Source organism: Pseudoalteromonas sp. HF66 (assembly GCF_011806445.1).
Taxonomy (GTDB): Bacteria; Pseudomonadota; Gammaproteobacteria; order Enterobacterales; family Alteromonadaceae; genus Pseudoalteromonas; species Pseudoalteromonas apostichopi.
The window spans coordinates 1-25128 of record NZ_JAATOU010000011.1; the positions used below are offsets into that span (position 1 = coordinate 1).

The 25128-nt window shown below is 41.6% G+C and carries 21 protein-coding genes; 14 read left to right on the top strand and 7 right to left on the bottom strand.

Going from position 1 to position 25128, the window contains the following annotated elements; genetic code table 11:
- The 5 genes from ftsY to glsB form a co-directional block, all read left to right on the top strand.
- Nucleotides 1-1368 (top strand): signal recognition particle-docking protein FtsY (ftsY, locus tag HCZ11_RS11975; protein ID WP_167658514.1); only part of this gene is annotated, 1368 nt, incomplete at its 5' end.
- Nucleotides 1369-1422: 54 nt separating this feature from the next.
- Nucleotides 1423-2100 carry a cell division ATP-binding protein FtsE gene (ftsE, locus tag HCZ11_RS11980; RefSeq protein ID WP_130050616.1) on the top strand — a complete coding sequence of 226 codons (678 nt, stop codon included), beginning with the start codon at nucleotides 1423-1425 and terminating at the stop codon, nucleotides 2098-2100.
- Nucleotides 2097-3083, top strand: a complete 987-nt coding sequence (gene ftsX, locus HCZ11_RS11985; protein ID WP_167658515.1) for a permease-like cell division protein FtsX — start codon at nucleotides 2097-2099, stop codon at nucleotides 3081-3083. The genes ftsE and ftsX overlap by 4 nt, the downstream gene beginning before the upstream one ends.
- Before the next feature lie 224 nt (nucleotides 3084-3307).
- Nucleotides 3308-4171 (top strand): RNA polymerase sigma factor RpoH, encoded by an 864-nt coding sequence (gene rpoH / locus HCZ11_RS11990; RefSeq protein WP_054551048.1) that lies wholly within the window; start codon nucleotides 3308-3310, stop codon nucleotides 4169-4171.
- 80 nt (nucleotides 4172-4251) lie between these two features.
- The gene (glsB, locus tag HCZ11_RS11995; RefSeq protein ID WP_167658516.1) at nucleotides 4252-5172 is read left to right on the top strand and encodes a glutaminase B; all 921 of its coding nucleotides are present in this window, start codon (nucleotides 4252-4254) and stop codon (nucleotides 5170-5172) included.
- Between the two features lie 6 nt (nucleotides 5173-5178).
- On the opposite strand, the gene HCZ11_RS12000 is transcribed toward glsB, so the two are convergent.
- Nucleotides 5179-6483: an inosine/guanosine kinase gene (locus tag HCZ11_RS12000; RefSeq protein ID WP_130050619.1), complete on the bottom strand. Its 1305-nt coding sequence runs from the start codon at nucleotides 6481-6483 to the stop codon at nucleotides 5179-5181.
- 180 nt (nucleotides 6484-6663) lie between these two features.
- Here HCZ11_RS12000 and tadA point away from each other — a divergent pair, with 180 nt between their 5' ends.
- Complete coding sequence (gene tadA, locus HCZ11_RS12005) at nucleotides 6664-7161, top strand: tRNA adenosine(34) deaminase TadA (protein ID WP_130050620.1); 498 nt, start codon at nucleotides 6664-6666, stop codon at nucleotides 7159-7161.
- On the opposite strand, the gene HCZ11_RS12010 is transcribed toward tadA, so the two are convergent.
- Entirely contained in the window at nucleotides 7162-7332 is a 171-nt protein-coding gene (locus tag HCZ11_RS12010; protein WP_167658517.1) for a hypothetical protein, read from the bottom strand.
- Between the two features lie 94 nt (nucleotides 7333-7426).
- Nucleotides 7427-8896 (bottom strand): membrane-bound lytic murein transglycosylase MltF, encoded by a 1470-nt coding sequence (mltF, locus tag HCZ11_RS12015; RefSeq protein ID WP_130050621.1) that lies wholly within the window; start codon nucleotides 8894-8896, stop codon nucleotides 7427-7429.
- Between the two features lie 310 nt (nucleotides 8897-9206).
- On the opposite strand from mltF, the gene purL reads away from it, so the two are divergent.
- From purL to HCZ11_RS12035, 4 genes are all read left to right on the top strand, one after another.
- A complete protein-coding gene (purL, locus tag HCZ11_RS12020) occupies nucleotides 9207-13091 on the top strand; it encodes a phosphoribosylformylglycinamidine synthase (protein ID WP_167658518.1) in 3885 nt (1294 codons plus the stop codon).
- Between the two features lie 175 nt (nucleotides 13092-13266).
- Nucleotides 13267-15717: a YdbH domain-containing protein gene (locus tag HCZ11_RS12025; protein ID WP_167658519.1), complete on the top strand. Its 2451-nt coding sequence runs from the start codon at nucleotides 13267-13269 to the stop codon at nucleotides 15715-15717.
- Nucleotides 15710-15892, top strand: a complete 183-nt coding sequence (locus HCZ11_RS12030) for a YnbE family lipoprotein (RefSeq protein ID WP_054551055.1) — start codon at nucleotides 15710-15712, stop codon at nucleotides 15890-15892. The genes HCZ11_RS12025 and HCZ11_RS12030 overlap by 8 nt, the downstream gene beginning before the upstream one ends.
- Before the next feature lie 9 nt (nucleotides 15893-15901).
- A complete protein-coding gene (locus HCZ11_RS12035; RefSeq protein WP_130050624.1) occupies nucleotides 15902-16237 on the top strand; it encodes a YdbL family protein in 336 nt (111 codons plus the stop codon).
- Nucleotides 16238-16317: 80 nt separating this feature from the next.
- Here the strand turns inward: HCZ11_RS12035 and HCZ11_RS12040 are convergent, their stop codons facing one another.
- Together HCZ11_RS12040 and waaA are read right to left on the bottom strand one after the other, a co-directional pair.
- Nucleotides 16318-16860 carry a DUF1415 domain-containing protein gene (locus HCZ11_RS12040; protein ID WP_167658572.1) on the bottom strand — a complete coding sequence of 181 codons (543 nt, stop codon included), beginning with the start codon at nucleotides 16858-16860 and terminating at the stop codon, nucleotides 16318-16320.
- A gap of 45 nt (nucleotides 16861-16905) precedes the next feature.
- A complete protein-coding gene (gene waaA / locus HCZ11_RS12045) occupies nucleotides 16906-18165 on the bottom strand; it encodes a lipid IV(A) 3-deoxy-D-manno-octulosonic acid transferase (protein ID WP_167658520.1) in 1260 nt (419 codons plus the stop codon).
- Nucleotides 18166-18353: 188 nt separating this feature from the next.
- Here waaA and HCZ11_RS12050 point away from each other — a divergent pair, with 188 nt between their 5' ends.
- Both HCZ11_RS12050 and hldE read left to right on the top strand, forming a co-directional pair.
- Nucleotides 18354-18944 carry an SIS domain-containing protein gene (locus HCZ11_RS12050; protein ID WP_058585836.1) on the top strand — a complete coding sequence of 197 codons (591 nt, stop codon included), beginning with the start codon at nucleotides 18354-18356 and terminating at the stop codon, nucleotides 18942-18944.
- Nucleotides 18944-20383, top strand: a complete 1440-nt coding sequence (gene hldE / locus HCZ11_RS12055; protein WP_167658521.1) for a bifunctional D-glycero-beta-D-manno-heptose-7-phosphate kinase/D-glycero-beta-D-manno-heptose 1-phosphate adenylyltransferase HldE — start codon at nucleotides 18944-18946, stop codon at nucleotides 20381-20383. The genes HCZ11_RS12050 and hldE overlap by 1 nt, the downstream gene beginning before the upstream one ends.
- 33 nt (nucleotides 20384-20416) lie before the next feature.
- Here the strand turns inward: hldE and HCZ11_RS12060 are convergent, their stop codons facing one another.
- Nucleotides 20417-21991 (bottom strand): capsule assembly Wzi family protein, encoded by a 1575-nt coding sequence (locus HCZ11_RS12060; RefSeq protein WP_167658522.1) that lies wholly within the window; start codon nucleotides 21989-21991, stop codon nucleotides 20417-20419.
- A gap of 212 nt (nucleotides 21992-22203) precedes the next feature.
- Between HCZ11_RS12060 and HCZ11_RS12065 the strand changes: the two genes are divergently transcribed.
- Together HCZ11_RS12065 and HCZ11_RS12070 are read left to right on the top strand one after the other, a co-directional pair.
- The gene (locus tag HCZ11_RS12065) at nucleotides 22204-23217 is read left to right on the top strand and encodes a glycosyltransferase family 1 protein (protein WP_254869143.1); all 1014 of its coding nucleotides are present in this window, start codon (nucleotides 22204-22206) and stop codon (nucleotides 23215-23217) included.
- A complete protein-coding gene (locus HCZ11_RS12070) occupies nucleotides 23214-24305 on the top strand; it encodes a glycosyltransferase (RefSeq protein WP_167658524.1) in 1092 nt (363 codons plus the stop codon). The genes HCZ11_RS12065 and HCZ11_RS12070 overlap by 4 nt, the downstream gene beginning before the upstream one ends.
- On the opposite strand, the gene HCZ11_RS12075 is transcribed toward HCZ11_RS12070, so the two are convergent.
- A complete protein-coding gene (locus HCZ11_RS12075; RefSeq protein WP_167658525.1) occupies nucleotides 24306-25025 on the bottom strand; it encodes a 3-deoxy-D-manno-octulosonic acid kinase in 720 nt (239 codons plus the stop codon). It lies immediately after the preceding gene.
- Nucleotides 25026-25128: the final 103 nt, after the last annotated feature.

Sequence of the window (25128 nt, forward strand, 5' to 3'; positions counted from 1 at the left end):
CGCATTGCTGCAGAAAAAGCAGAAGCTGAACGTGTAGAACAAGAACGCATCGCGGCAGAGAAAGCACAAGCTGAACGTTTAGAGCAAGAACGTATTGCGGCAGAAAATGCAGAAGCTGAGCGTTTAGAGCAAGAACGCATTGCTGCAGAAAAAGCAGAAGCTGAACGTTTAGAACAAGAACGCATTGCTGCAGAAAGGCGCGATGCTGAGCGTTTAGAGCAAGAACGCATTGCTGCAGAAAAAGCAGAAGCTGAACGTGTAGAACAAGAACGCATCGCGGCAGAGAAAGCACAAGCTGAACGTTTAGAGCAAGAACGTATTGCGGCAGAAAAGGCGGAAGCGGAACGTGTAGAACAAGAGCGCATTGCTGCAGAAAAAGCACAAGCTGAACGTTTAGAGCAAGAAAAAGCAGCTCAAGCCGCTGAAAAACCGAAGAAAGAAGGCTTCTTCGCGCGCCTTAAAAAGGGCTTATTAAAAACTCGCGTTAATATCGGCTCAGGATTTGCCTCTATCTTTAGTGGTAAGAAAATAGACGATGAGTTATTCGAAGAGCTAGAGACACAGTTACTGACAGCGGACTTAGGTGTTGATACAACTATGAAGTTGATTGATAACCTAACAGATGCAGCGGATCGTAAGCAGTTAAAAGATGGTGATGCTTTATACGAGCTAATGAAGCAAGAAATGGCAAGCATGCTCAAAACTGCGGAGCAACCGCTGGTTGTAAGTGGTGATAAAAAACCATTTGTTATCTTAATGGTGGGTGTAAATGGTGTTGGTAAAACCACTACAATTGGTAAATTAGCTAAGCAATTCCAAAGTGAAGGTAAGTCGGTGATGCTTGCTGCAGGTGACACTTTCCGTGCTGCAGCGGTTGAGCAGCTTCAAGTTTGGGGAGAACGTAATAGCATACCTGTTATTGCTCAACATACAGGTGCAGACAGTGCTTCAGTAGTTTTTGATGCTTTTCAGGCAGCAAAAGCGCGTAATGTTGATGTGTTAATCGCTGATACAGCAGGTCGCTTGCAAAATAAAGACAACTTAATGCAGGAGCTTGAGAAAATAGCTCGTGTAATGAAGAAAATTGACCCAGATGCACCGCATGAAGTGATGCTAACTATCGATGCTGGTACGGGTCAAAATGCAATTAGCCAAGTTAAACTATTTAATGAATGTGTTGGTTTAACAGGTATCACTTTATCTAAATTAGATGGTACCGCAAAAGGCGGTGTGATTTTCGCCGTTGCAGATAAATTTAACATCCCAATTCGTTACATTGGTGTTGGTGAAGGTATTGATGATTTACGTACCTTTAATAGTAGTGACTTTATTGATGCGCTATTTAGCCAAGACGAGGATGACGCATAATTAATTAGAGGGAGCTTGCTCCCTTTTTTCGCTGCAAGATGATTGATAACTAAAATGATAAATTTTCAGCAAGTCAGTAAAACATATCCAGGTGGCCATCGTGCCCTTGAAAAAGTCAGCTTTCATATTAAACCTGGCGAATTGGCCTTTTTAACAGGGCACAGTGGTGCAGGTAAAAGTACCTTATTGAAGCTCATTAGCTTGATGGAGCGTCCATCGGCGGGGCAGGTGCTTATTAATGGTGTTGATTTAAATGCAGTTAAATCCCGTCAGATCCCTTATGTTCGTCGCGATATAGGTATCATCTTCCAGAATCATCGTTTGCTAGAACGTTACTCAGTGTTTGATAATGTTGCTTTGCCTTTAATCATAGAAGGTACACACCATAAGCAAATAGCTAAGCGTGTTCATGGTGCGCTTGATAAAGTTGGGTTACTTGATAAAGCAAAGTGTAATCCTGCAACGTTATCGGGTGGTGAGCAGCAGCGGGTTGGTATTGCCCGAGCTATCGTAAATTCACCACCTATTTTACTAGCCGATGAGCCAACAGGTAACTTAGATCCTGAGCTTTCAATGGACATATTACGTTTATTTGAAGACTTTAATAATCATGGTACAACTGTGCTCATTGCAACTCACGATATCGGCTTAATTGCGCGTATGCGTTATCGCAGTCTAACGCTGAAAGATGGTCGCATGATTGAGGACCCTTTAGCTGAGGGGACGCTATGAGTTTATTATTTAAAAGTCGTAATAGCCAAAACGAACGTCAGAAAAAGTCATTTTTAGCTGCGCCTTATTTCTTCTTTATTAACCTTATTCGTCAAGGAGTGCACAGCCTAGGTGAAATGTGGCGAACGCCTCTTGCTTCATTGATGACCATTGCGGTATTAGGTTTAAGCTTAACGCTCCCTGCGACACTTTATTTAGTAGTTAAAAATGTCTCTCAAGTAAGCAGTGGCTTTGAAGATGCTGCAGAGATTTCGTTGTTCGTAAAAGAAACCATGACTGAACAACAAACGCAGACTTTAGTTAAGCGTTTAGCACTCTACCCTGAAGTAGATAAAGTGGAGTTTATATCAAAAGGCGATGCCCTCACTGAATTCAAACAAGTATCAGGATTTGGTCAAGCACTTGAGTATTTAGATGCTAACCCGTTACCTGATGTTGTTATTGTCACACCCACAGCACGATACCGTCAGCCTAATACGGCAAAGCAATTATTACAAAAGCTGGAAGCAGAAAGAGAAGTTGACTTTGGTAAGCTCGATATTGCTTGGCTTGAACGCTTAAACGCACTTTTAAGTTTATTAAAAGAAAGCGTGATTACCATCGCTCTACTATTATTAACCTCCGTTACCCTGATCATTGGTAATACGGTCCGTTTATCGATCATGGATAAGAAAGATGAAATTCAAGTGATGAAGTTAGTAGGGGCGACAAATACCTTTATTCATGCGCCATTTTTATGGACGGGTATTTGGTACGGCATTATTGGTGGTTTGTTCTCTTTTATTTGCGTTGCTTTAATGATGTGGTGGCTTGGCGCTGCGGTGAGTGATGTTGCTGGCGTATATGAAACCAACTTTGACTTAATTGGCTTAACACTGAAAGAGTTTGGCATTTTGGTTGCCCTTGCAACAGGGTTAGGATTTGTTGGTTCTTACCTATCAGTTAACCGCTACATAAAAGAAATTGAACCCGATAAAGTGTAACAATTCGTTGTTACACTTCGTTTTTAGCGATAAATAGTATTCGCGTAAATTTTTAAAAATATCACTCCAAGCTAGAATTCATCGCTTATTCAGCGTGTTAGCGTAGACTAAAAATAGATACAAAAACCACTTGATTTGAACTTTAAAAAAGTTTTTAATTGAAGTTAGCACTCTCGCTTAAAGAGTGCTAAGATGGTTTCAAATGTTTATCACTGAGGTGAAAAATGAGTAAAGATTTATACGCAATGGCACTTACTGCAGGTCAACAGAGCGCAAGTATGGACGGCTACCTTCAAGCGGTTAGCACTATTCCTATGCTTGATGCAGAGAAAGAAAAGCAGTTGGCGACTCGTCTTCAGGAAGAAGGTGATCTTGAAGCTGCGAAGCAACTCATTATGTCGCACCTGCGCTTTGTTGCTCATATTGCGAAAAGCTATTCAGGTTATGGCTTACCGCAAGCTGATTTAATTCAGGAAGGTAACATAGGTCTGATGAAAGCGGTAAAACGTTTCGACCCAAGTGTAGGTGTCCGCTTAGTCTCATTCGCAGTACATTGGATCAAAGCCGAAATTCATGAGTACGTACTGAAAAACTGGCGTATCGTGAAAGTTGCTACAACAAAAGCGCAACGTAAATTATTCTTCAACCTACGTAAAAATAAAAAGCGTTTAGGTTGGTTTAACCAAGCTGAAGTTAGCACAGTTGCTAATGAGCTAGGTGTAAGTGAAAAAGAAGTACGTGAGATGGAATCACGTATGAGTGGCCAAGATATGGGCTTTGACTTAACGGGCGATGACAATGACGACGCACCGACAAGCACATACTCGCCAGTACAATATTTAACTGATGGCAGTGCAGATCTTGCTGATGATATCGAAGAGCAGCAATGGCAAGAACAGTCTCATGCACGCTTATTCAGTGCGTTAAAAACGCTTGATGAGCGTTCACAAGACATCGTAAGTGCGCGTTGGTTAGCTGACGATAAAGCAACACTGCAAGAACTTGCTGAGAAATACAATGTTTCAGCAGAGCGTGTTCGCCAGCTAGAAAAAACAGCGATGAAAAAACTGCAATCAGCTATGAGCTAATAGCAATCGCTATAGCAAACCATCTTTAGTAGACTACAAAGCCTCGCAAATGCGGGGCTTTTTGTTTTAAAGGACGCGGTATGTCACAGATTGATTATCAACACGTATTAGATGAAATAACAAAAGAAGTTCAGCCATTACTGAGCCAAGGTAAGGTTGCTGATTATATTCCTGCGCTAGCAGAGGTTGAACCAAACCAATTCGCAATTGCAATTCATACCGTGGATGGGCAAACTTATTGCGCTGGTGACTGCAGTGCGCGTTTCACGATTCAATCTGTCTCAAAAGTAATGACCTTAACCTTAGCGCTTCAGCGTTATGGCGATGAATTATGGCAGCGAGTCGGAAAAGAACCTTCAGGCACTGCTTTTAACTCACTCACACAGCTTGAGTTTGAGCAGGGCATACCACGCAACCCATTTATTAACGCCGGTGCTATTGTCACCTGTGACGCTTTATACAGTCGTTTATCTGCACCGATGCACTCTATGCTTGAATCATTTCGCCAGTTATCAGGTAATGCTCAGGTTGTTATTGATAAGAAAGTGGCTAATTCTGAATATGAGTTTCGTCACCGCAATGCCGCGATGGCGCATCTAATGAAGTCATTTGGCAACTTTAATAATGAAGTTGATGATGTTTTATGGGCTTACTTTAACTTCTGTGCCATAGAGCTGAACTGCGTAGAATTAGCAAAAGCTTACAGCTACTTAGCGAACCAAGGTAAAGATGCTAATGGGCAAGAAGTACTTAGTGCTAGACAAAACAAGCAGTTAAACTCGTTACTGTTTACTAGTGGTTTATACGATGCTGCGGGGGATTTTGGCTACCGTGTGGGTATGCCGGGTAAATCTGGGGTTTCGGGCACTATTTTAGCTGTGTTACCGAATCAATTTACAGTGGCTGTTTGGGCGCCAAGACTTAACTCATATGGGAATTCAGTTGCTGGGATAGCGGCTCTTGAGCGTTTATCCCAGAAACTGGATATTTCTATTTTTTAGTTGCGGTTACTGATCCCAGTAAACTTGCTCTAAACAATCTTCACGTTCTGGTAAGCCACGAGATAAACGTGGTGAGTGCTGAACCAGTACTTCATAACTCGCACGGTTAGCGTATTTACTGATTTGTGCAAGTGATGAGTAAGTTATTGCAGGTTGTTGATGTTTCGCTGAGTTTGCCACATTTAGTTTGTGGTAAACATTGGCTGATAAGTCATGTAGGACCGCAGCAAGAGCGCAATCGCCTGCGCCATTAGTGTTTTTAATACTATCAGGGCCGCCCATAAATGGTGCTGTGTGGCTGTATGCACGGATAGGGTTTTGGCAGTCCTCTTTACGCATTGCGCGCGAAAATTCATAACGGTTAAAATCAGCAATTGCACCTGGTAATAATGGGTATTCTGTTTCACGCTTGAATGAATCGTCTACGTAACCTGCCATAAATAAGCCTTTTTCGCCGGCAGTACAAATAACTAAATCAGTCCAGTCTAGCGCTTTGTCGGCAGCCAGAAGCGGATCCTCAAAACCTGTAATAGCAAGACCTTCTTCTTCGTTCATAGCAAGAATATCAACATGTTCTTTAACAAAATCAGCCCACCAAGCTGGATCTTGTTCAATTAAGAACTTAGTACCAAGGGTTAAAACCACAGGAACACCTGCATCATTGGCATATTTTACTGCCTGCATAGTGGCTTCTGTCATGGTTTCATCACCTTGAGTACGCATCAGATATGCGCTGATCACTAATGCTGATGAATTTTCAATAAGAGCTTGATCGATTGATTCAGGGCGAAGGTGATTCATAAGCCCTGCACTAATTGCGAAGGTGCGTTCACCTGTCTCGTCAATTAAGGTAAAACAGCGACCAATTGGGCCATCTACAGGCTGAAGATAGTCAAGATCAACGCGGCTAGAGGTGTTACATAAAAAACGGTATGCATAGCTGCCGATTTTGATATTTTCACTCATTACTCCTAACAACACTGAGCGGTCGTCAGCAAGTGTTGAATAGTTGTGCATGGTGTTACCTACCGTACCACCGGCAAACTCATAATCGATCATGTTATCGAGTTTCAGTCTGTCGTATAACGCATTGGTAATATCGTTTTCGATCACTTGCGACATGCCACGGCGCAATTGAAATTCATCTAGGAAAGCTTGATCAACTTTCGCTTCAATATCCACCACAATTTGGTCGATACCCGTAATATAACTACGTTGTAGTCGGTCGGTTGAGTTAAGTTGATTCGTCAGTGGATCTTTGGCTTCCACCGGAAAATAATGTTTATGCCTGCGGCGTCCAGGAAATTTCATTTGCTACCCGTGTTGTAAGCTAAATAAAAAAAGCGCGAGATTATAGCGCAATATGGGTCCATTGAGCCATGAAAAAGCCACTAAATTTTGCGTTAATTTTTAATTGTAGCAGCATTTATTGCCGACATTTTTCACTAACTAGGTATAATTACTCACAGTTTTACAAGATTTGTGTGATATATGAGCGAACAATTTAGCGACGAGTATTGGATGGAGAAAGCATTGAGCTACGCCAATGAAGCGGCTGCGATTAATGAAATTCCAGTTGGTGCAGTACTCGTAAAAGACAATCAACAGATCTCTTATGGCTATAACCGCTCAATTATTGATAACGATCCATCAGCTCATGCAGAAATGATGGCAATCCGTGAAGCAGGAAAAGTACTTAACAACTATCGCCTAATAGATTGCACTCTGTATGTAACTTTAGAACCTTGTTCGATGTGCGCAGGCCTTTTGGTTCATAGCCGTATTAAGCGACTTGTATTTGGCGCTAAGGATGCAAAAACAGGATCGGCAGGCTCAATTATGAATCTTCTACAAGAACCTAGGCTTAATCATCAAGTTGAAGTAACTAGTGATGTTATGAGTGAGCAGTGTGGAGCGGTGATTTCTAAGTTTTTTAAGCGTCGTAGAGAAGAGAAAAAGGCGGCAAAGCTGGCTGCTCGCAACGCCTAGTTAGACAACCGGCGTTGCAGGAACTTGTGCTTCCATTAACTGCATCGCAAATAGGCGGCGACGCCAGATAACTTTTTTGTGTGTATTGCGTAGCATGATACGACGACGTGTAGCCGTTGAGTAAATAACATTTCGCTTGAACTTATGTGTCTTGCGTCTTCTTTTTAACATGTGTGCTCCTTAAGTGAGAGTAAAGCATTATATTGATCTCTACAGGAAGATAATGATCATTTGATGACAAGTAAACAGATTTCGGTGCTTGAAGTTAGTTGTTTTCTGACTTCTGCTGCTCTGAGTTAGTTTGTTGAGTGTTGTCGCTTGGTTTTATTTCGCTTGCCTCTGTTGCAGGTTTTGCTTCTTCAGCTGTTTGTTGCTCGCTCTCGGGATTAGCAATAGCATCATTTTCGTCAAGCCAAACTAACGCATCGTAATAACGACGAATATTATCAACATATTGCACAGCGACATCGCCCCGCGCATAACCATATTTGGTTTTACGATAGTAACGCTTTTTAATTAAAAGAGGTAAGCGCTTTTTAACATCAGCCCATTTGTCAGGGCTTGCACCTTCTTGCTCAGTGATGATACGAGCGTCGTTTACGTGTCCCCAGCCAACATTGTAAGAGGCTAAGGCAAACCAAGTTCTGTCAGGCTGTGGGATGCGTTCAGGGATCCAAGAGATCACTTTGGCAAGGTACTCTGCACCGCCTTTAATATTTTGCTCTGGTTCTAATCGATTAGTTACGCCGACCTGTTTTGCAGTTGCTTGAGTGAGCATCATAATACCACGCACACCCGTTGGTGACTTAGCTCTTGGGTTCCACATTGATTCTTGATAACTCAAGGCTGCCAGTAATCGCCAATCTATGTTGCCAGCGTATTGCTCAAACCAAGGTTGGTATTTAGGTAAGGTCTCTTTTATTGCTTCGATATAAGCTAGGGTGTTCACATAATTAAACTGGCGAACATGGCCGAAGTATTTTTCTTCTAGAACATAAAGCTGGTTGCTTTGTTTTACGTCACCAAAAAATGGCACCATCAAGGCATATAAAGAATCGTCACCATCTTTTCTTAGTAGCCAAGCGATAGGGTCATTACGCGTAACCGAGAAACCTATGCTTAAATTTGGGTGGTAGCGGCGAAACAACGACAAGGTGTGTGAATCAGCTAGGGTATAATCAATTTCACCGTCGATAACAGCTTGCAGAAGCTCTTCTTCATCCATGTCTTCTGTTTCGTTCCAGCTGAGCTCTGGATTCAGCTGTTTTAATTGTTGTAGCGCCAACGAATGGCTGCTTTTTGCTAGAACAGTTAGGTTACCGGTTAAATCTGAAAACTCACGAGGACGAGTACGGCCTTGTTTATAGACCAGCTTTTGGCTAATTGTGCGATAGGTCGGGCCGAAGCGATAATGTTCAGCTCGAATCGTATTATATGTAAGACCTGAAGCTATTATATCTAAATCGCCACTTTCTAAGCGTGCGAACATATCGGATAGATTAAAAAAGGGCACCATTTCAAGCTCAACACCAACATAGTCAGCAAACTCTTGAGCGAGTTCATATTCAAAGCCTTGCACACCTTGCGGTGCTTGATAGTAATTACTCGCACCAGCTAAAGTGCCGACTCTAATTTTGTTCTGTGCCTTGATATGAGCGAGTTGCGAGGGTTGCTGTTGCATATCGCACGCACATAACATGAGCACTAAACTAAAAATAGCGAGTAACTTTTGCATAGATTGTAAATGCCCCTTAAACCATTACGTTACCGTTATAACAAAACTTCAAAGCCACGTCACTTGGCGAATAGTTTTATATATCTATTTAAAAATTAATAATCGTAACCGGGGGAAGATAGATAAGTCATACAGAACAAGAACCTGCAGAAAAATAATGAGTACTAAGATAGTTAATTGATGTGACCATAATAGCGGTTATCGAGATTATTTAAATAAAAGCGTAATTTTGAGTTAAATCTAGACGTTATTTGCACTATAATATGCGCCTAAAATATCGTTCAATCCCTAACCCCGGATGAAAATACCTATGTTGATCCTTCGTGGTGCACCAGCACTTTCCGATTTTAGAGTTCAGAAAATTTTAGCGCGTTGCCAACAGGCACAACTTCCAGTTACTGACGTTTATGCTGAGTTCATGCATTTTGCAGATCTCACTGCTGAACTTTCAGCTGATGAGCAAACAAAGCTGGAAAAACTGCTTACTTATGGTCCAACGATTGCTGAGCACACGCCAGCAGGCACGTTAATTCTTGTAACGCCGCGTCCAGGTACTATCTCGCCTTGGGCATCAAAAGCAACTGACATCGCACATAACTGTGGCTTAAGCCAAGTTCACCGTGTTGAGCGTGGTATTGCATACTACGTTGAAGGTAATCTATCAGCTGATCAAACAGCTGAAGTTGCAGCGTTGTTACATGATCGTATGACTGAAGCAACTCACGCAGATATGGCTGATGCAGCTAAATTATTCCGCCACGATGACCCGCGTCCAATGTCATCAGTTGACATTTTAGGTGGTGGCCGTGAAGCACTTGCTAAAGCAAACGTTGAGCAAGGTTTTGCGCTTGCAGATGACGAAATCGATTACTTAGTAGAAAACTTCCAAAAGTTAGGGCGTAACCCGAACGACATCGAATTATTCATGTTTGCACAAGCAAACTCTGAGCATTGTCGTCACAAAATCTTTAACGCTGATTGGACAATTGATGGCATCGAGCAGCCAAAATCTTTGTTCAAAATGATCAAAAATACTTACGAGCAGAACCCTGAAAACGTGTTATCGGCATATAAAGATAACGCAGCGGTAATGAAAGGTTCGGTAGCGGGTCGTTTCTTCCCTAATCTTGAGGGTGAGTACGCGTACCATCAAGAAAACATCGAAATCTTGATGAAAGTTGAAACTCATAACCACCCAACTGCGATTGCGCCATTCTCAGGTGCATCGACTGGTTCTGGTGGTGAAATTCGTGATGAAGGTGCTACAGGCCGTGGTTCTAAGCCTAAAGCTGGTTTAGTTGGTTTCACGGTATCTAACCTACGTATTCCTGGCTACGAGCAACCTTGGGAAACTGACTTCGGTAAGCCTGGTCGTATCGTTAATGCACTTGATATTATGACAGAAGGTCCATTAGGTGGTGCGGCATTCAATAACGAATTTGGTCGTCCTAACTTACTTGGTTACTTCCGTACATACGAAGAGAAAGTATCAAGCCATAACGGTGAAGAAGTACGTGGTTACCACAAGCCAATCATGCTTGCAGGTGGTTTAGGTAACATTCGTTCTGAACATGTTCAAAAAGGTGAAATCCCTGTAGGTGCTAAGCTAATTGCACTAGGTGGTCCGGCAATGAACATCGGTCTTGGTGGTGGTGCTGCGTCTAGTATGACATCTGGTCAATCAAACGAAGATTTAGACTTTGCATCGGTACAGCGTGAAAACCCAGAAATGGAACGTCGTTGTCAGGAAGTTATCGACAAATGTTGGCAGCTAGGTGATGCAAACCCAATCGCTTTCATCCACGATGTGGGTGCAGGTGGTCTTTCAAACGCATTCCCTGAGCTTGTAGACGACGGTGGTCGTGGTGGTAAATTCCAACTTCGTGACATTCCAAACGATGAGCCGGGTATGGCACCACACGAAATTTGGTGTAACGAATCTCAAGAGCGTTACGTATTAGCAGTTGCGGCAGAAGACTTCGCGCGCTTTGAAGCAATCTGTAAACGTGAGCGTGCAGAATACGCTGTTATTGGTGAAGCAACAGAAGAGCGTCACTTAACGGTTGAAGATAGCCACTTCGGTAACAGTCCTGTAGATCTTCCGCTTGATGTATTACTTGGTAAAGCACCAAAAATGCACCGCGAAGTTGAATCGAAAAAAGCACAATCGCAACCATTAGACATTGCTCACATTGATGCTGCTGATGCTGCACAGCGTTTATTACGCTTACCAACGATTGCTGAGAAAACATTCTTAATCACTATTGGTGACCGTACGGTAACGGGTTTAGTTGCTCGTGACCAAATGGTAGGTCCTTGGCAGGTGCCAGTCGCAAACTGTGCGGTAACCGCTGCTGCGTTTGATACTTACCACGGTGAAGCAATGTCATTAGGTGAACGTACACCAGCTGCACTTTTAAACTACGGTGCCTCTGCTCGCTTAGCTGTGGCTGAGTCTCTAACTAACATCGCTTGTGCTAACATCGGTGGCCTTGAAAATATCAAGCTATCTGCAAACTGGATGGCTGCAGCTGGTCACCCTGGCGAAGATGCGGGTCTTTATGAAGCAGTTAAAGCTGTAGGTGAAGAGCTTTGTCCTGCACTTGGTTTAACAATCCCTGTGGGTAAAGACTCAATGTCTATGAAAACTCAATGGGATGAAGACGGTGAACAAAAATCTGTTACTGCACCATTATCGCTGATCATCACTGCATTTGGTCGTGTTGAAGATGTTCGTAAAACAGTGACCCCACAACTACGCACTGATAAAGGTGACTCATCACTATTATTAGTTGATTTAGGTGCTGGTCAAAACCGTATGGGTGCATCAAGCCTTGCACAGGTTTATAAGCAACTAGGTGATGTGACACCTGATGTTGATAACCCAGCATTATTAAAAGGTTTCTATGACGCAATGCAAGCACTTGTAGCTGATAATAAGTTACTTGCTTACCATGACCGTTCAGACGGTGGCTTATTCACTACGGTTGCTGAAATGGCATTTGCTGGCCACACGGGTGTAACTGTTGACCTTGCAGGCTTAACAGGTTCAGACATCGAAGCGCTTTATAATGAAGAGTTAGGTGCAGTGATTCAAGTAGCTAATGACGATTTAGACGCAGTTAAAGCGGTTCTTGCCGACCACGGTCTAGCTGCTATCAGTCATGAAATTGGTACATTAAACGCTGATGACCGCGTGGTATTCACTCGTGGTGATGATGTAGTACTTAACCACACGCGTACTGAGCTTCGTACTATTTGGGCTGAAACAACTTACCAAATGCAAGCACGTCGTGACAACCCAGAATGTGCTAAGCAAGAGTTTGATGCTAAGTTTGATGCAAAAGACCCAGGTCTTAACGTAAAACTAAACTTTGACCTAAACGAAGATGTTGCAGCGCCTTACATTGCTACAGGTGCGAAGCCGAAAATGGCGATACTTCGTGAGCAAGGTGTTAACTCTCACTTAGAAATGGCTGCTGCATTTAATCGTGCTGGATTTGCTGCGGTTGACGTTCACATGAGCGACATCCTTGAAGGTCGTTTAACACTTGAGCAATTTAAAGGCTTAGTGGCATGTGGTGGCTTCTCTTACGGTGACGTTCTAGGTGCAGGTGAAGGCTGGGCTAAGTCAATCTTATTTAATGAGATGGCTCGTGAGCAGTTCCAAAGCTTCTTCCACCGCGAAGATACATTCAGCTTAGGTGTGTGTAATGGCTGTCAAATGCTTTCAACATTGAAAGAATTGATCCCAGGTACTGAGCACTGGCCACGTTTCGTGACGAATAAGTCAGAGCGCTTTGAAGCTCGCTTTAGCCTTGTAGAAGTGCAAGAAAACCCATCAGTATTCTTTAATGGTATGGCAGGTTCACGTATGCCTATCGCTGTTTCTCACGGTGAAGGCCATGCTGAGTTCGCAAACGCTGATGCAGTTAAAGCAGCGCTTGAGTCAGGTACTGTGGCAGTGAAGTTTGTTGATAACTACGGTAACCCAACTACGCAATACCCAGCTAACCCGAACGGTTCACCAGAGGGTATCACAGGTATTACTTCTACAGATGGTCGTGCAACGGTTATGATGCCGCACCCAGAGCGTGTATTCCGTTCGGTTGCTAACTCATGGCACCCAGATGAATGGCGTGAAGATAGCCCGTGGATGCGTATGTTCCGCAACGCACGCAAAAACGTTGGCTAGAAGTTAGCTATGTGCCTAGCTATACAAGCTAGGTTCATACAAACCGTTTAAACTAAAAAGGCTGCACTATCATGTGTGGCCTTTTTGTTTATAATAATCTGAGAAGCGAGAAGCGAGAAGCGAGAAGCGAGAAGCGAGAAGCGAGAAGCGAGAAGCGAGAAGCAAGGAGAGTTTTTTGAGTTTTAAACGGATAAGCGTAGGGTTGCTAGGTATCGTGCTAAGCATGGTGCTTTTGGCGTATCTGTTCAGATTGCCACTGACATCGTGGTACTTAACACCTATGCTCAGTAAAAATGGCGTTGCGCTTCATTGTATTGATTGGTCATTAACCAGCAAGCTTGATTTAAATATCGAGAAATTATGTTTAACCTACCAAGGACAGCAAATTGAGTTGGCTGGTATTATTGCTAATAAGCAGCAGGTAACAGTTTCTCGCGCTAATCTCACTCTTAGCAATCAGGTAAGTAAACAATCTGACTCTTCACAAACAGAATTCAAAAAGCTCGCTTTAGTATTACCAGAGCAAAGACCGCTAATTAGCATTCAGCAGCTTGATGTAGTCTCACCGTTTACCGACAATCCTGTTAGGTTGGCGATACGGGAAAAACGCTTAAATCATTTTACGATTTCACGTGATATCAGTGCAGACGTTGAAATATCAAATTATGAAGTGAAAGCCAATCTCACCCTTGATGAGAAAGTGCTTGAACGATTCATCAAACTGCCCAAAAACAGCCATTTTACTACTCAGTCACAGGTTAATTTTGATGGTATTACGGTTGCTATTAAAAGCGTGGTAAATGTAAATTATCAGCACGCTTTAGAGCAGTGTGACTTAAGTTTTGCTACTGAAGGGAGCCTGAGTGCAAAGTACCAACTAAATCAACAGCATCTAAACGCGGATTTATCAGCTTTACGGAATCAATTTAGTGCACACCAAGATTGTTTTATCTCTATCGCAAACCAACAGTACCAATCATTTATTAGAGCGCAGCTGCCGCTTGCTTGGCAGTTGCAAATTGCAGAACCGTTAAGTGTTGATGGTGAGTTGCTATCAGTCCCTATAGTTAAGCTGCAAGCAAATGAGGGGCAAAGCGAGATAAAAGTAAGTAATACGTCACTTTCTTTACAGAACCCGCTCACATCACTTAAAAGCCAAGTTGGCATTCATTTTAATAGTGAAGATATAAGTGAATTTAAGCTTGATGCTCATTTAAATGATGGAACTGTTAAATCAGGTTTTCAGCTGTCATTGAATTCATTACCAGCATTTTTAGATTTACAGGCTGACGGGATTCAGGCTAAAGGAATGCTAAATATCGATGACTTATTTACTAGCCCTACAGCTAAACTGAATGCAAATGTAAGTGTTAAAAACGCGCTTATATCGGATGCAACGATAGCTGACTTTACTAGCACTATTGACGCTGAGCATAATGCCCAGCGGCACCTAGTTATTAACGCTAATAGCAAAGTTAAATCATTAACTTATGATGATATGAATGCAGCAAAAATCAGCAATGAGCTTACTCTTAGTACAGATCTCAGTGTGGGGGAGTTATTTGTTGATATTGATGCCAAAACCTCTGCCGCCAAATTAACAACTCCGGAGCTTACCTTAAATAAGTTGTCCGTCGTTACAAAGGCACTACAAAGTCGCGCCTTACAGGCAACGCATCATGTGTTTGCAGATGGCTTTGAAGTGCTAATTAGCCACCATATGTCTGAGGTTGCGCACCCATTTGAACTCGTGATACCAGAGCAGACAATTGCTAAGCTTAACCCTATAATTTATCAGTTTGAGCCCCTTGCTACCGTCACTGATGGGGTTGTTTCGGGCATTATTAAAGGTGATGTAAATCTTCAACAAGCACAGGGTAGTTTGCACATAGATAAATTCAGTGCGCTTTACAACGATTACCTCGCGAACGATTTTGCTGTGGATCTAAACGGGAAGTTTAATTCAGGGCAGCTTAATATTGCAGCGACTAAATTTACACTTAATGAACTGCGTGCAGGTGCAGTGGTGAAAAATATACAGGGTCAGTTGCAGGTAACGGCTAACCAGCCTTGCGCAGCTAATCTAACAGGTCAGGTTATGGGGGGGGAATTTGTGGTGAATAGCTACTGTCCACTGAGTGATAACCAAACCGCGACTGTTAAGTTTGAAAATATTGATGCCAGCAAACTGGTCACCCTTGATGCTGAGTCTGGAATTAGTTTAAGTGGCCGCTTAGCGGGCACCTTACCTGTTGTAATAAGCAAGCAGGGGGTAGAAGTAAAGCAAGGGCAGCTGGTTAATCAAGGTGACGGTAAATTACTGATCACCAATAATGCAGGTTTTGAAGCTGTAAAGGCACAGCAGCAGGAACTGAGCACAACGCTGAGTTTACTTGAAAATTTAGATATTAAAAAACTACGTAGTAGTGTTAATCTCAAACCAGATGGTTGGTTACATTTAGGTGTCAATTTAGAGGGTTATAATGAAGCGCAGCAACAAGCGGTGAACTTTAATTATAATCATGAAGAGAATGTATTTACTTTACTTAGGGCACTGCGTTTAAGTGATGAAATTACTCAAAGAGTTGAGAAAGAGTATGCAAAAAAAGGAAGCAATGATGGCTAAGTGGTTAGTAATGCTGACGGCTGTAGGCATGCTGAGTGCCTGTACTCACCGTGTAGAGGTGGCAGCAAAAGAGCCGATTACAATCAACTTAAATGTAAAAGTTGATCATGAGATCCGCGTAAAAGTGGATAAAGAACTTGATACCTTATTCAGTGATGATAGTGAATTATTCTAAGGAGCAAACATGCGTAAATTACAACTTAAAAAACTAAATGTGATCACCATGATCAGTGCTGTTTGTTTATCTTTCTCTGTATGGGCTATCAGCCTTGATGATGCAAAGAGCCAAGGGCTAGTGGGTGAAAACAGCTCAGGCTATTTAGGTTTAGTGGTTAATAACAGTGAAGCAAAAGCGGTGGTTGAAGAAATAAATGCAAAGCGCAAAGAGCAATATTTAAAACTGGCGAAAAAGAACAACCTCTCTTTAGCGCAAGTTGAAGCACTTGCAGCTGCTAAAACTATCGAGAAAACTAAGCCGGGTCACTACATTGAAGTGAACGGTCAGTGGGTAAAAAAATAACTCACTTTATTAAACGAATCAGTACAAAACAGAAAAAGCCAGCACTGCTGGCTTTTTTACATTTACACGATTGACAAACATTAGCGTTTATCGATGCAGTTTTGTAACAATTGCTGCCAAAAGTCGATGCCTTTGCGCCTTGCAAGTTTAATATTTTGCTCCGGAATAGACTCTGGTTCATTGTAGTTATCTAACGCTTCGCTCATACTGGCTTCACGAATCAAATGCAGTGTCGGGTAAGGTGCACGGTTGGTATAATTTGCAGCATCGCTGTCATCACTGTCAGCAAAGACATAGTCAGGGTGAAAGTTGGCTATTTGATATTTACCTTCATAACCTTGCGCAGCTAAAAGCGCATTGGCTAAATCGACTAAATCTAAGAACTCTTCAAAGTCCTTAAAGCCTTGTTCAAACATCAAAAGGGTTGTTTCGCGCTGTGCTTGCTGATCTAACTCGCTACACTGCTCAAGCATATCCATTACTGCATCATCAAGTGTAATAGACTGACTGATTTGATAATGAATGCAATTACTTTCAACTTCTTTACGGGCAAAGGGGCAGAAATTGTATTTTACGATTACGCTTGATACCCATTCGCGCATTTGTTTTTCTGGGCGATTCATCGCTTGTTTTGCAGTCACATTCTTTCTCTATTCTATTTCTCTATCTTACTTTTCTAAGTAATGCTCAATTAAATTAACCGTTTTACTGATAGCGCCTTGATTGTTAGCAACGCATTTCTGAGCTTGCTGACCGAGCTTAATCGTCTTTTGTACATCAGTACTCAAAGCGATAAGTGTGTCAGCAAGGTGATTTTCATCGGTAACGGTTTTAGCTCCTTGAGCACTAATCAGCTCAGGATAAATATGGTCAAAGTTATAGGTATGAGGACCTGCTAATACCCCAACAGAAAACGCAGCTGACTCTAATGGATTATGGCCGCCTCGCTCTATTAAACTTCCGCCAACATAACTGATGTTTGCCACACCATATAAGCATTGTAACTCGCCTAAAGTATCAGCTAGCACAACTTGTTGGTTGTCATAGTTATCTTCACTACGACGACTAAAGTTCATCGTTGAGCTTTTTAATATCTCTGCGACTTTATCAAATTGCTCTGGGTGACGCGGAGCAATAATCAAAAGAGCATTGGGTAAGGCTTTTAACAGCTTTTCATGAGCACTTAAAATAAGCTCATGTTCAACAGGGTGAGTGGAGCCTGCAACCCAGATAAATCGCTCGTTGTTATATTTGTTTTTAAGTGCTGCGACTTTATTTAATTGCTCATTTGTTGGCGTAATATCAAATTTAATTGAGCCAAATACGCGTGCCTTTTCAGGCTTTAAACCAAGCTCAATAAAACGTTTGGCATCATCTTGATTATGACTGGCAAGGTCGCTAATTGACTGCATGATCACTTTAGTTAAAGGTATTACCTTTTGGTAGCCTTGCTGTGATTTGGCTGAAAGTCTGGCATTTAACACAAGAACTTTTGTGCCGGTGTTGTTGCTTTGAGCCATAAGGTTAGGCCAAAGTTCAGTTTCTAAAATACACAGTACCTTTGGCTTGATAAGTTTTAAAAATCGACGCGTAGCAAAGAAAAAATCAATCGGTAAATAACAGCTGCTAACAGAGTCTTTAAAGTTATTTTTTATTTGTTCGCGGCCTGTAGGGGTATTACAGGTTACTAAAATAGTAAGCACTGGATTTTCTGATTGAACGGCCTTGATAAGCGGCGTTGCTGCTAGCACTTCCCCTACAGAGGCACAATGGAAAACAACATCGTGATGCGACAAATTCGAAAAACCAAAGCGCTCAGCAAAATGCTCACGGTAACCCTTATTCTTTTTGCCACGTAAAACATACAGGTAAAAAATAACCAGTGGACTTAGTAGGTATAAAAGTAAAGAGTATAAAATGCGCGCCATAATTTTTAATATATAGAGTTTTAGGGTAGTTTAACGCTAATCGAGCTGTTGCCAATAGTTAGTCTACATATAACTGTAATTATCCAGTCGATATTCATAAAAGTACGATAAACTGAACACAAAGAAATAAATCTGTGGAATAATAACATTATTACTCCTGCCAAAGTTTGTTCCAAAGAGGGATATTCATGCCTGAATTAGATTCTGTAGCAGCAAGCTACTTAGAAAGTTTGAACCGCCATCAAATGTTATTTGAAACGATGGATACATATCACCCAGAAGTGATGCAATTACTTGAAGTATGTCACAGCGCTTTGCAAGCAGGTGGTAAGGTAATTTGGTTTGGTAATGGCGGTAGTGCGGCTGATGCACAGCATTTAGCTGCTGAGTTTGTCGTACGTTACAAATTGGAGCGCGGTCCGCTGGCTTCTATCGCATTAACAACAGACACCTCAATTTTAACCGCTCACAGTAACGACTATCACTTTGATACTGTATTTGAGCGCCAAGTGCAGGCGTTATGTAAGCCTGAAGATTTGGTGATTGGCTTAACCACATCTGGCACTAGCCCTAACATCAATCTAGCACTGGCAGCGGCAAATGAAATCGGCGCCTTTACAGTCGCATTAACAGGCCGAGATGGCGGTAAAGTAAAAGATATCGCTAAGCTACCTATTATCATTAAAAATGATGAAACAGCGCGTATCCAAGAGGCGCATATGTTCATCGGACATTGGCTATGCGAAGCCATCGATATGGTTGTAGCGGAGCAAAAGTAATGGATTTAGCGTTACTAAAAAACCTTTCAAAGGCACGTATTTTGGTCGTTGGTGATGTCATGCTAGATAGATATTGGCATGGCGATTCAGGACGTATTTCGCCTGAAGCCCCAGTACCTGTTGTTAAAGTCAGTAAATTTGAAGACAAAGCTGGTGGTGCAGCAAACGTAGCAAAAAATATTGCTCGTTTAGATGGTAGAGTGGGCCTACTAGGATTAGTTGGTGAAGATGAAAGTGGGCAAATCCTCGAAACAATTTTAAGTTCAGAGAAAATTGATTCGCAATTAGTGAGTGTTTGCGATTTACCAACTATTTCCAAAATGCGAGTAATCAGCCGTCATCAGCAAGTTGTTCGATTAGACCTTGAAGAGAGCTTTACTGAGCAACACAGCCAATTGTTATTAAACCGTTTAGAGCTGGTTTTAGATGACTACGATTTTGTGTTGTTTTCTGATTACAACAAAGGCTCTTTGAGCTTAATTCAACAAATGATTCAGGTTGCAAAGAAAGCAGGTAAAACGGTACTTATCGACCCTAAATCATCTGATTTAAGCTTATATCGTGGTGCTGATTACATAACCCCTAACTTAAACGAGTTTAAGCTTGCTGGTGGTTTGACGGACTCTGAGCAAAACTTGACTGACAGCGCACGTAAGCTAATTACTGAAGCGGGCATCGCTGCTATGTTGTTAACTCGCTCAGAGCAGGGTATGTCGTTAATCAGCCAAGCAGAAAAACATGATTTTGCGGCCCAGCAGCTTGAAGTCAGCGATGTTACTGGCGCCGGCGATACCGTAATCGCGACGCTTGCCGTGATGCTTGGTGCGGGTATGGCAGCAAAAGATGCGGTTGAAATTGCCAACCTTGCTGCCGGAATTGCGGTGGGTAAACTGGGTGCCGCAACCGTATCGCCAGAAGAGCTAAGCCGTAAGCTTGGTCAATATTTACAGCAAACTGGCGAGCATTACCAAACGCCGTTTGAAGATGTGCTTCAGCATATTGAGTTTGCTAAGCAAAATGGTGAAAAAATAGTTTTCACTAATGGTTGCTTTGATATTCTTCACGCTGGTCATGTGCGTTACCTTGCTCAGGCTAAAGCGCGTGGTGATAGGCTTGTTGTTGGCTTAAATAATGATGAATCAATCACTCGCTTAAAAGGTCCAGAAAGACCGATTAATCCATTGGATGAACGTGCCATGGTATTAAGTGCACTGGCGTCAGTTGACTGGGTTATTCCATTTGGCAGCATTGAAGAAAATGACACGCCAGCTAAGCTTATTGAGCAAATTAGCCCTGATGTACTAGTAAAAGGCGGCGATTACACTGTCGATCAAATTGCCGGTGCCGATCATGTTTTACGCCATGGCGGAAAAGTCGAAGTACTTGAGTTTCTTAATGGTTGCTCAACATCAAATGTAATTAGCAAAATTAAAAGTTAATAAAAAAGCCAACATTTGTTGGCTTTTTTGATTCTAAAAGTTCATTTCATATTTCATAAATGCGGAGGTTTCAGTGTCTGATTCCCCCAATGATTTATTTTTAGCAGCCAGAGCACCGAAAGAGATTCTTCCTTGTAATGCTAACATTCTGTAGCGCAGCTCTAATTGTGTGCTATCAATGGCATTTTTAGTGATTGTATGTCCTAAATCTGGGTTGCTAGGGTAAAGATCTACATTGTCGTTGTTGTAATCAACCTGACGCAGTTTAACTTGCCAATCGTTACCATTCCTATGTTGCCCAAGCACTGTGAGTACCAGAGATTCTGTGTCGTTATCAAATGTAGAACCAATCGTTCTCCCTTGATAGCGATAACCAGAATTGTATTTACCATGCTCGTAATAGCAGTTATAGGAGATCACAGCGCCAGGCACAGATTCATCACCAGAGCATGAAACCACAGTATCAATGTATTCAATGTTTACTTTGATATTTTGATCTGAAAATGGAATTGTTGTCTCTACACCTGCTAAATACGCTCTGTCTGCGGGTTTAAAGTAGCTACTAGCGTCTTCGCCAATCGTACTTACATAAATAGCGTACGGGTATGAATAGAGAGTATCTGACCAGCGTAAATCAATACCTGCCAGTTGGTTGCCTAATTTTGACTTTTCAGCTTCAGTACAGTCTTGCGAACCATCAGGACAAGTACTTTTACCTGTAACCATATCAAAAAATTCAGAGATAGATTGGGGCTCACCATCCCCCCCCCATTGTGCAGACCAGCTCAGAGCTACCTCAAGTTGTTGAATTGGGCGAAAGTTCACTCGGCTACTCCAAAGTAGCGCGTCGGGGACAGCTCGGGTTGATTCAAGCTTAGCCATTTGAGTTGTTAAGCTCCAAGGGCCAATCCAACTCAACCAAGCTGATTCAAAAGCGGTGGCTTTTTCACGACTAATGCTGAAAGCTTGTAAAGGTTTACTATTCGCTGTGAGAATTAAACTGTTGTCAACACCAGGTCCCCAGAATTGTTCAACTGCACCTGCACGAAAGACCCAATTGCCAATTTTATAGGCAAGGTAACTATGGTCAAAAGTAATATCATCACAATCAGTAAGCGCTTGATGATCTTCAGCTATGTCTGATTGGTCCATGCCCTCTAAGTAGCATTTTCGACCATCAGAACGATAATTAACTGCTAGTTTACCAGCTAAACTTTCACCTAAATAACTATAAGCGACGGTCGCTTCTGATTTTTGTGTGTTGGTGGCGCCAAAACTCGTGGCTGGTAATGTATCTGTTGATAGAAAAACTTCGGTATGGAAATTGTTCTGTTCGGTATTTTCGGCTTTATATCTGTGCTTTACACGAAGTAAAGCATCTTGAACAAAACTAGGTAATTGCTCTAGTGTGGTGTTATTTAGTTCATCAATAAAGCTATTCCACATTAGCGGGTATGTAGTTACAGGAGCTTTAATCACTCCTGAATCCGCTAATAATTGAATGTCGGCTCGTAAGCCATAATCGTCTGGTTTAACCCAAGGTTCAGCAGCTAGAGGTAGGCTAAATGCGCTAGCGAGAGCGAGTAATAAAAGTGTTTTTTTAGGCAATGCTTAATTCTCGGTTTGTTTTTTGGGACTAGAAGTCTATCAACCCTACATGATGATTGCAGTAAATAATTCACAACGAGCAATTCGTCTAGGTATCGTAAAAGGAACTCAATTTGATGTATAATCTGGCAAATTTTATAATTTAAAGTGTAATGGAAAAAAAACGCCTTTTATTTATCCCCGTGTCATCATCTGAAGGAATAGGTGAATACATGCGTTCGTTATCATTTGCTCATTATTTAGATGAGTGTTTTCCCGATCGTTTAGACATCCACTTTTTATTAAATAAACATACAAATTACGCCCTTGATTGCCCATTTGATACAACACTCATAGAGCAATCAGCGACAAAGGAAACGCGCAAAGTTAATCAATTAATTGAAGCATTTAAGCCTAACTTGGTGGTTTTTGATTGTGCAGGTAGAGCCGCCCAAATGAAAACAGCAAAGCGTGCAGGGGCTAAAGTGGTGTTTATTTCACAGCATAATAAAAAAAGAGCGAAAGGCTTAAAGCTAAATCGTTTAAATTTAATAGATAGACATTGGGTTGCCCAACCTGATTATTGTATTGAAAAAATAAGCTTCAGTGAGCGATTAAAGCTCAAGCTTTTCCCATTGTCACCTCCGGTAAATGTGGGTCCTTTTTTCTCTCAGTCATCAAGTACTGATACGTATCAATTGTTAGCTCAATTAAATCTTACTAATGAAGCTTACTTTTTAGTCAATGCTGGCTCAGGTGGGCACGGTGAAAAAACACAGCTATTTGCTGATGTTTTTTATCAAGCAGCCAAGAAAATAGCTACTGAAACAGGCTTGAAAGGTATCGTTGTTTTTGGTTCTAACTACCCAAATGAACTACCGAAAGATGATAACCTGATCATTTTAAAAAGTTTACATGCAAGTGAATTTGTTGGTGTATTAGCAAATGCTAAATTTGCAGTGTTATCAGCAGGGGACAGTTTATTACAAGCTATTTCACTTAAAGTCCCGACGGTTGCTGCAGCAATTTCAAAAGACCAACCGAAACGTTTGCAAAACTGTGTAGACAGTAACTTAACCTTAGCTGCAGATCCAACGTTAGCCAGTTTGAGTGATGCTGTTAAGCAATTATTGGTACCAGCAACGTATCAAGCAACTAAAAACGTTTTGGGGAAAATAAAACCGCATAATGCCAAAAAAGAAATGCTGCAAGGGGTGTCTGAGTTATTGTTTGGGATTTCTAAATGAAGGTTGCCATAGTTATTGATTCTTTGGTTGGCGGTGGGGCTGAGAAAGTTATGCTGACGCTGGCTGGCGAGCTTTTGGCTCAACAGCATGAAGTTGTCATTCTTAGTTTAGCGAACTCGATTGAATATACCTTACCATCACAGCTAAATGTTGAGTGTTTGTTTGACCATAAAGCAAAAAAAGTTGATAGGTTCTGGCAACTAAAAAAAAGTGTACAACGTATCGAAAATTGGTTTGCACAATACCAATCTAAAAACGGGGAATTTGATCTCGTTTTATCAAATTTAGATCGTAGTAATAATTTGCTAATTTGCAGTACTATTAAACACGTTTTCTATGTCATTCATAACTCAATTACGGCTGAGTTAGATAGACAAAAGAAACTTGGACCATTTGCTTATCATTATTTACTGAAAAGTAAAAAGCGCTTGTCAGGACAAAATTTAATTTGTGTTTCTGAAGGTATTGAAAGTGAAATTAAGCAGCAAAAGTTGATTACTCCCCAAAGTATCACAACAATTTTTAACCCGTTTAATATTCAAAGCATAGTCAAAAAAGCGAGTGAAACTGAGTTAGGATTACCACGTGAGCCCTATATTATTCACGTTGGTCGTTTAGCAAAACAAAAAAGGCATGATGTTTTATTTTCAGCATTTGCAAATTTAAATACATCCCATAAGCTTGTTTTATTATGTAATAAAGTTAATAAAGCCGCCAAACTTGGTCGCCAACATGGTATTGAAGATAGGCTTATTTTGCCAGGCTTTCAGCAAAATCCATATGCTTGGATTAAAGGCGCTGACGCTTTGGTACTGAGTTCCGATTATGAAGGATTACCTACTGTTCTCATTGAGGCGCTCATACTGGGTACGCCAGTTGTAAGCACCGACTGTACTCATGGACCAAAAGAAATCTTAACTGGTAGTTTAGCCAAGTATTTAGTTCCTACAAATAACCCCGAGGCTTTAACTCATGCTATTGAGTCTGTTTTAAACGATAAGCCAGAGGTTGTTGATGCAGAAATACTATCAAAAATATCAGCAACACAAGTTGCTGATAATTATTTAGCATTGGCCCAAAATCGATAACTATTTCAGCAAAGCTTGGTATTCACACAGCAGTGATTGCCAATCACTTTGATGCCAATGCATCACTTCGTTACGGCCTTGCTCTTTTGCAAATGAACGGGCAAGGCGTTTAATGTTTTCTTTTTGCCAACTGGCGTGCGGCTGTTTTATTTCGCCCCGGTCAAAGTCGATGATAAACACCTTTCCTGTATCATCGAATAAGATGTTATTGATGTTTAAGTCTGCGTGATATACCCCGTGATTATGAAACTCGCTGAGAGTCACAGCAATCGCTTTGAGTTCAGGTTGGCTGAGAGAGCGACTGATTAAAATATCTAACACACTTTTAGCCCCTGTCACCGCCTCGGTGATGATATCGCCGCGATAGATAAAGCCACTGGTGGTAATTTTTGCCGCAATAGGGGGTGGCACATTTAGACCAAGCTCACGCAAACGCATCATCAGCGCGAATTCTTTATAGACACGGGTTTGCTCTAAACCAAAATATAAATACTGGTCGCTCAGCAACTTACCTACTAAACCACCACGCCAATAGTGGCGCAGAACACCTGTAAGCTGTTGATGCTTAAAAAACCACGCTGTTGCGCGGCCTTTTTTAGCTCCGACTATTTTCTCTTGTTGTTGCCAATAACTGGCATCAAACCACTGTTGCGTGAGCTCATCTTTATAGGCTGGGTGACACAAAAGTGTGGTGTTTTGTAGATGCTGAGTTTCGAACATAACAACTTCAAGATTAAATAAAATTAGCCCTATCTTACCGTATTTTTAGCTTTTCGCATAAGTGCTTGCATTAGCATCAAGTTAATTTAAGATCGCATATTAT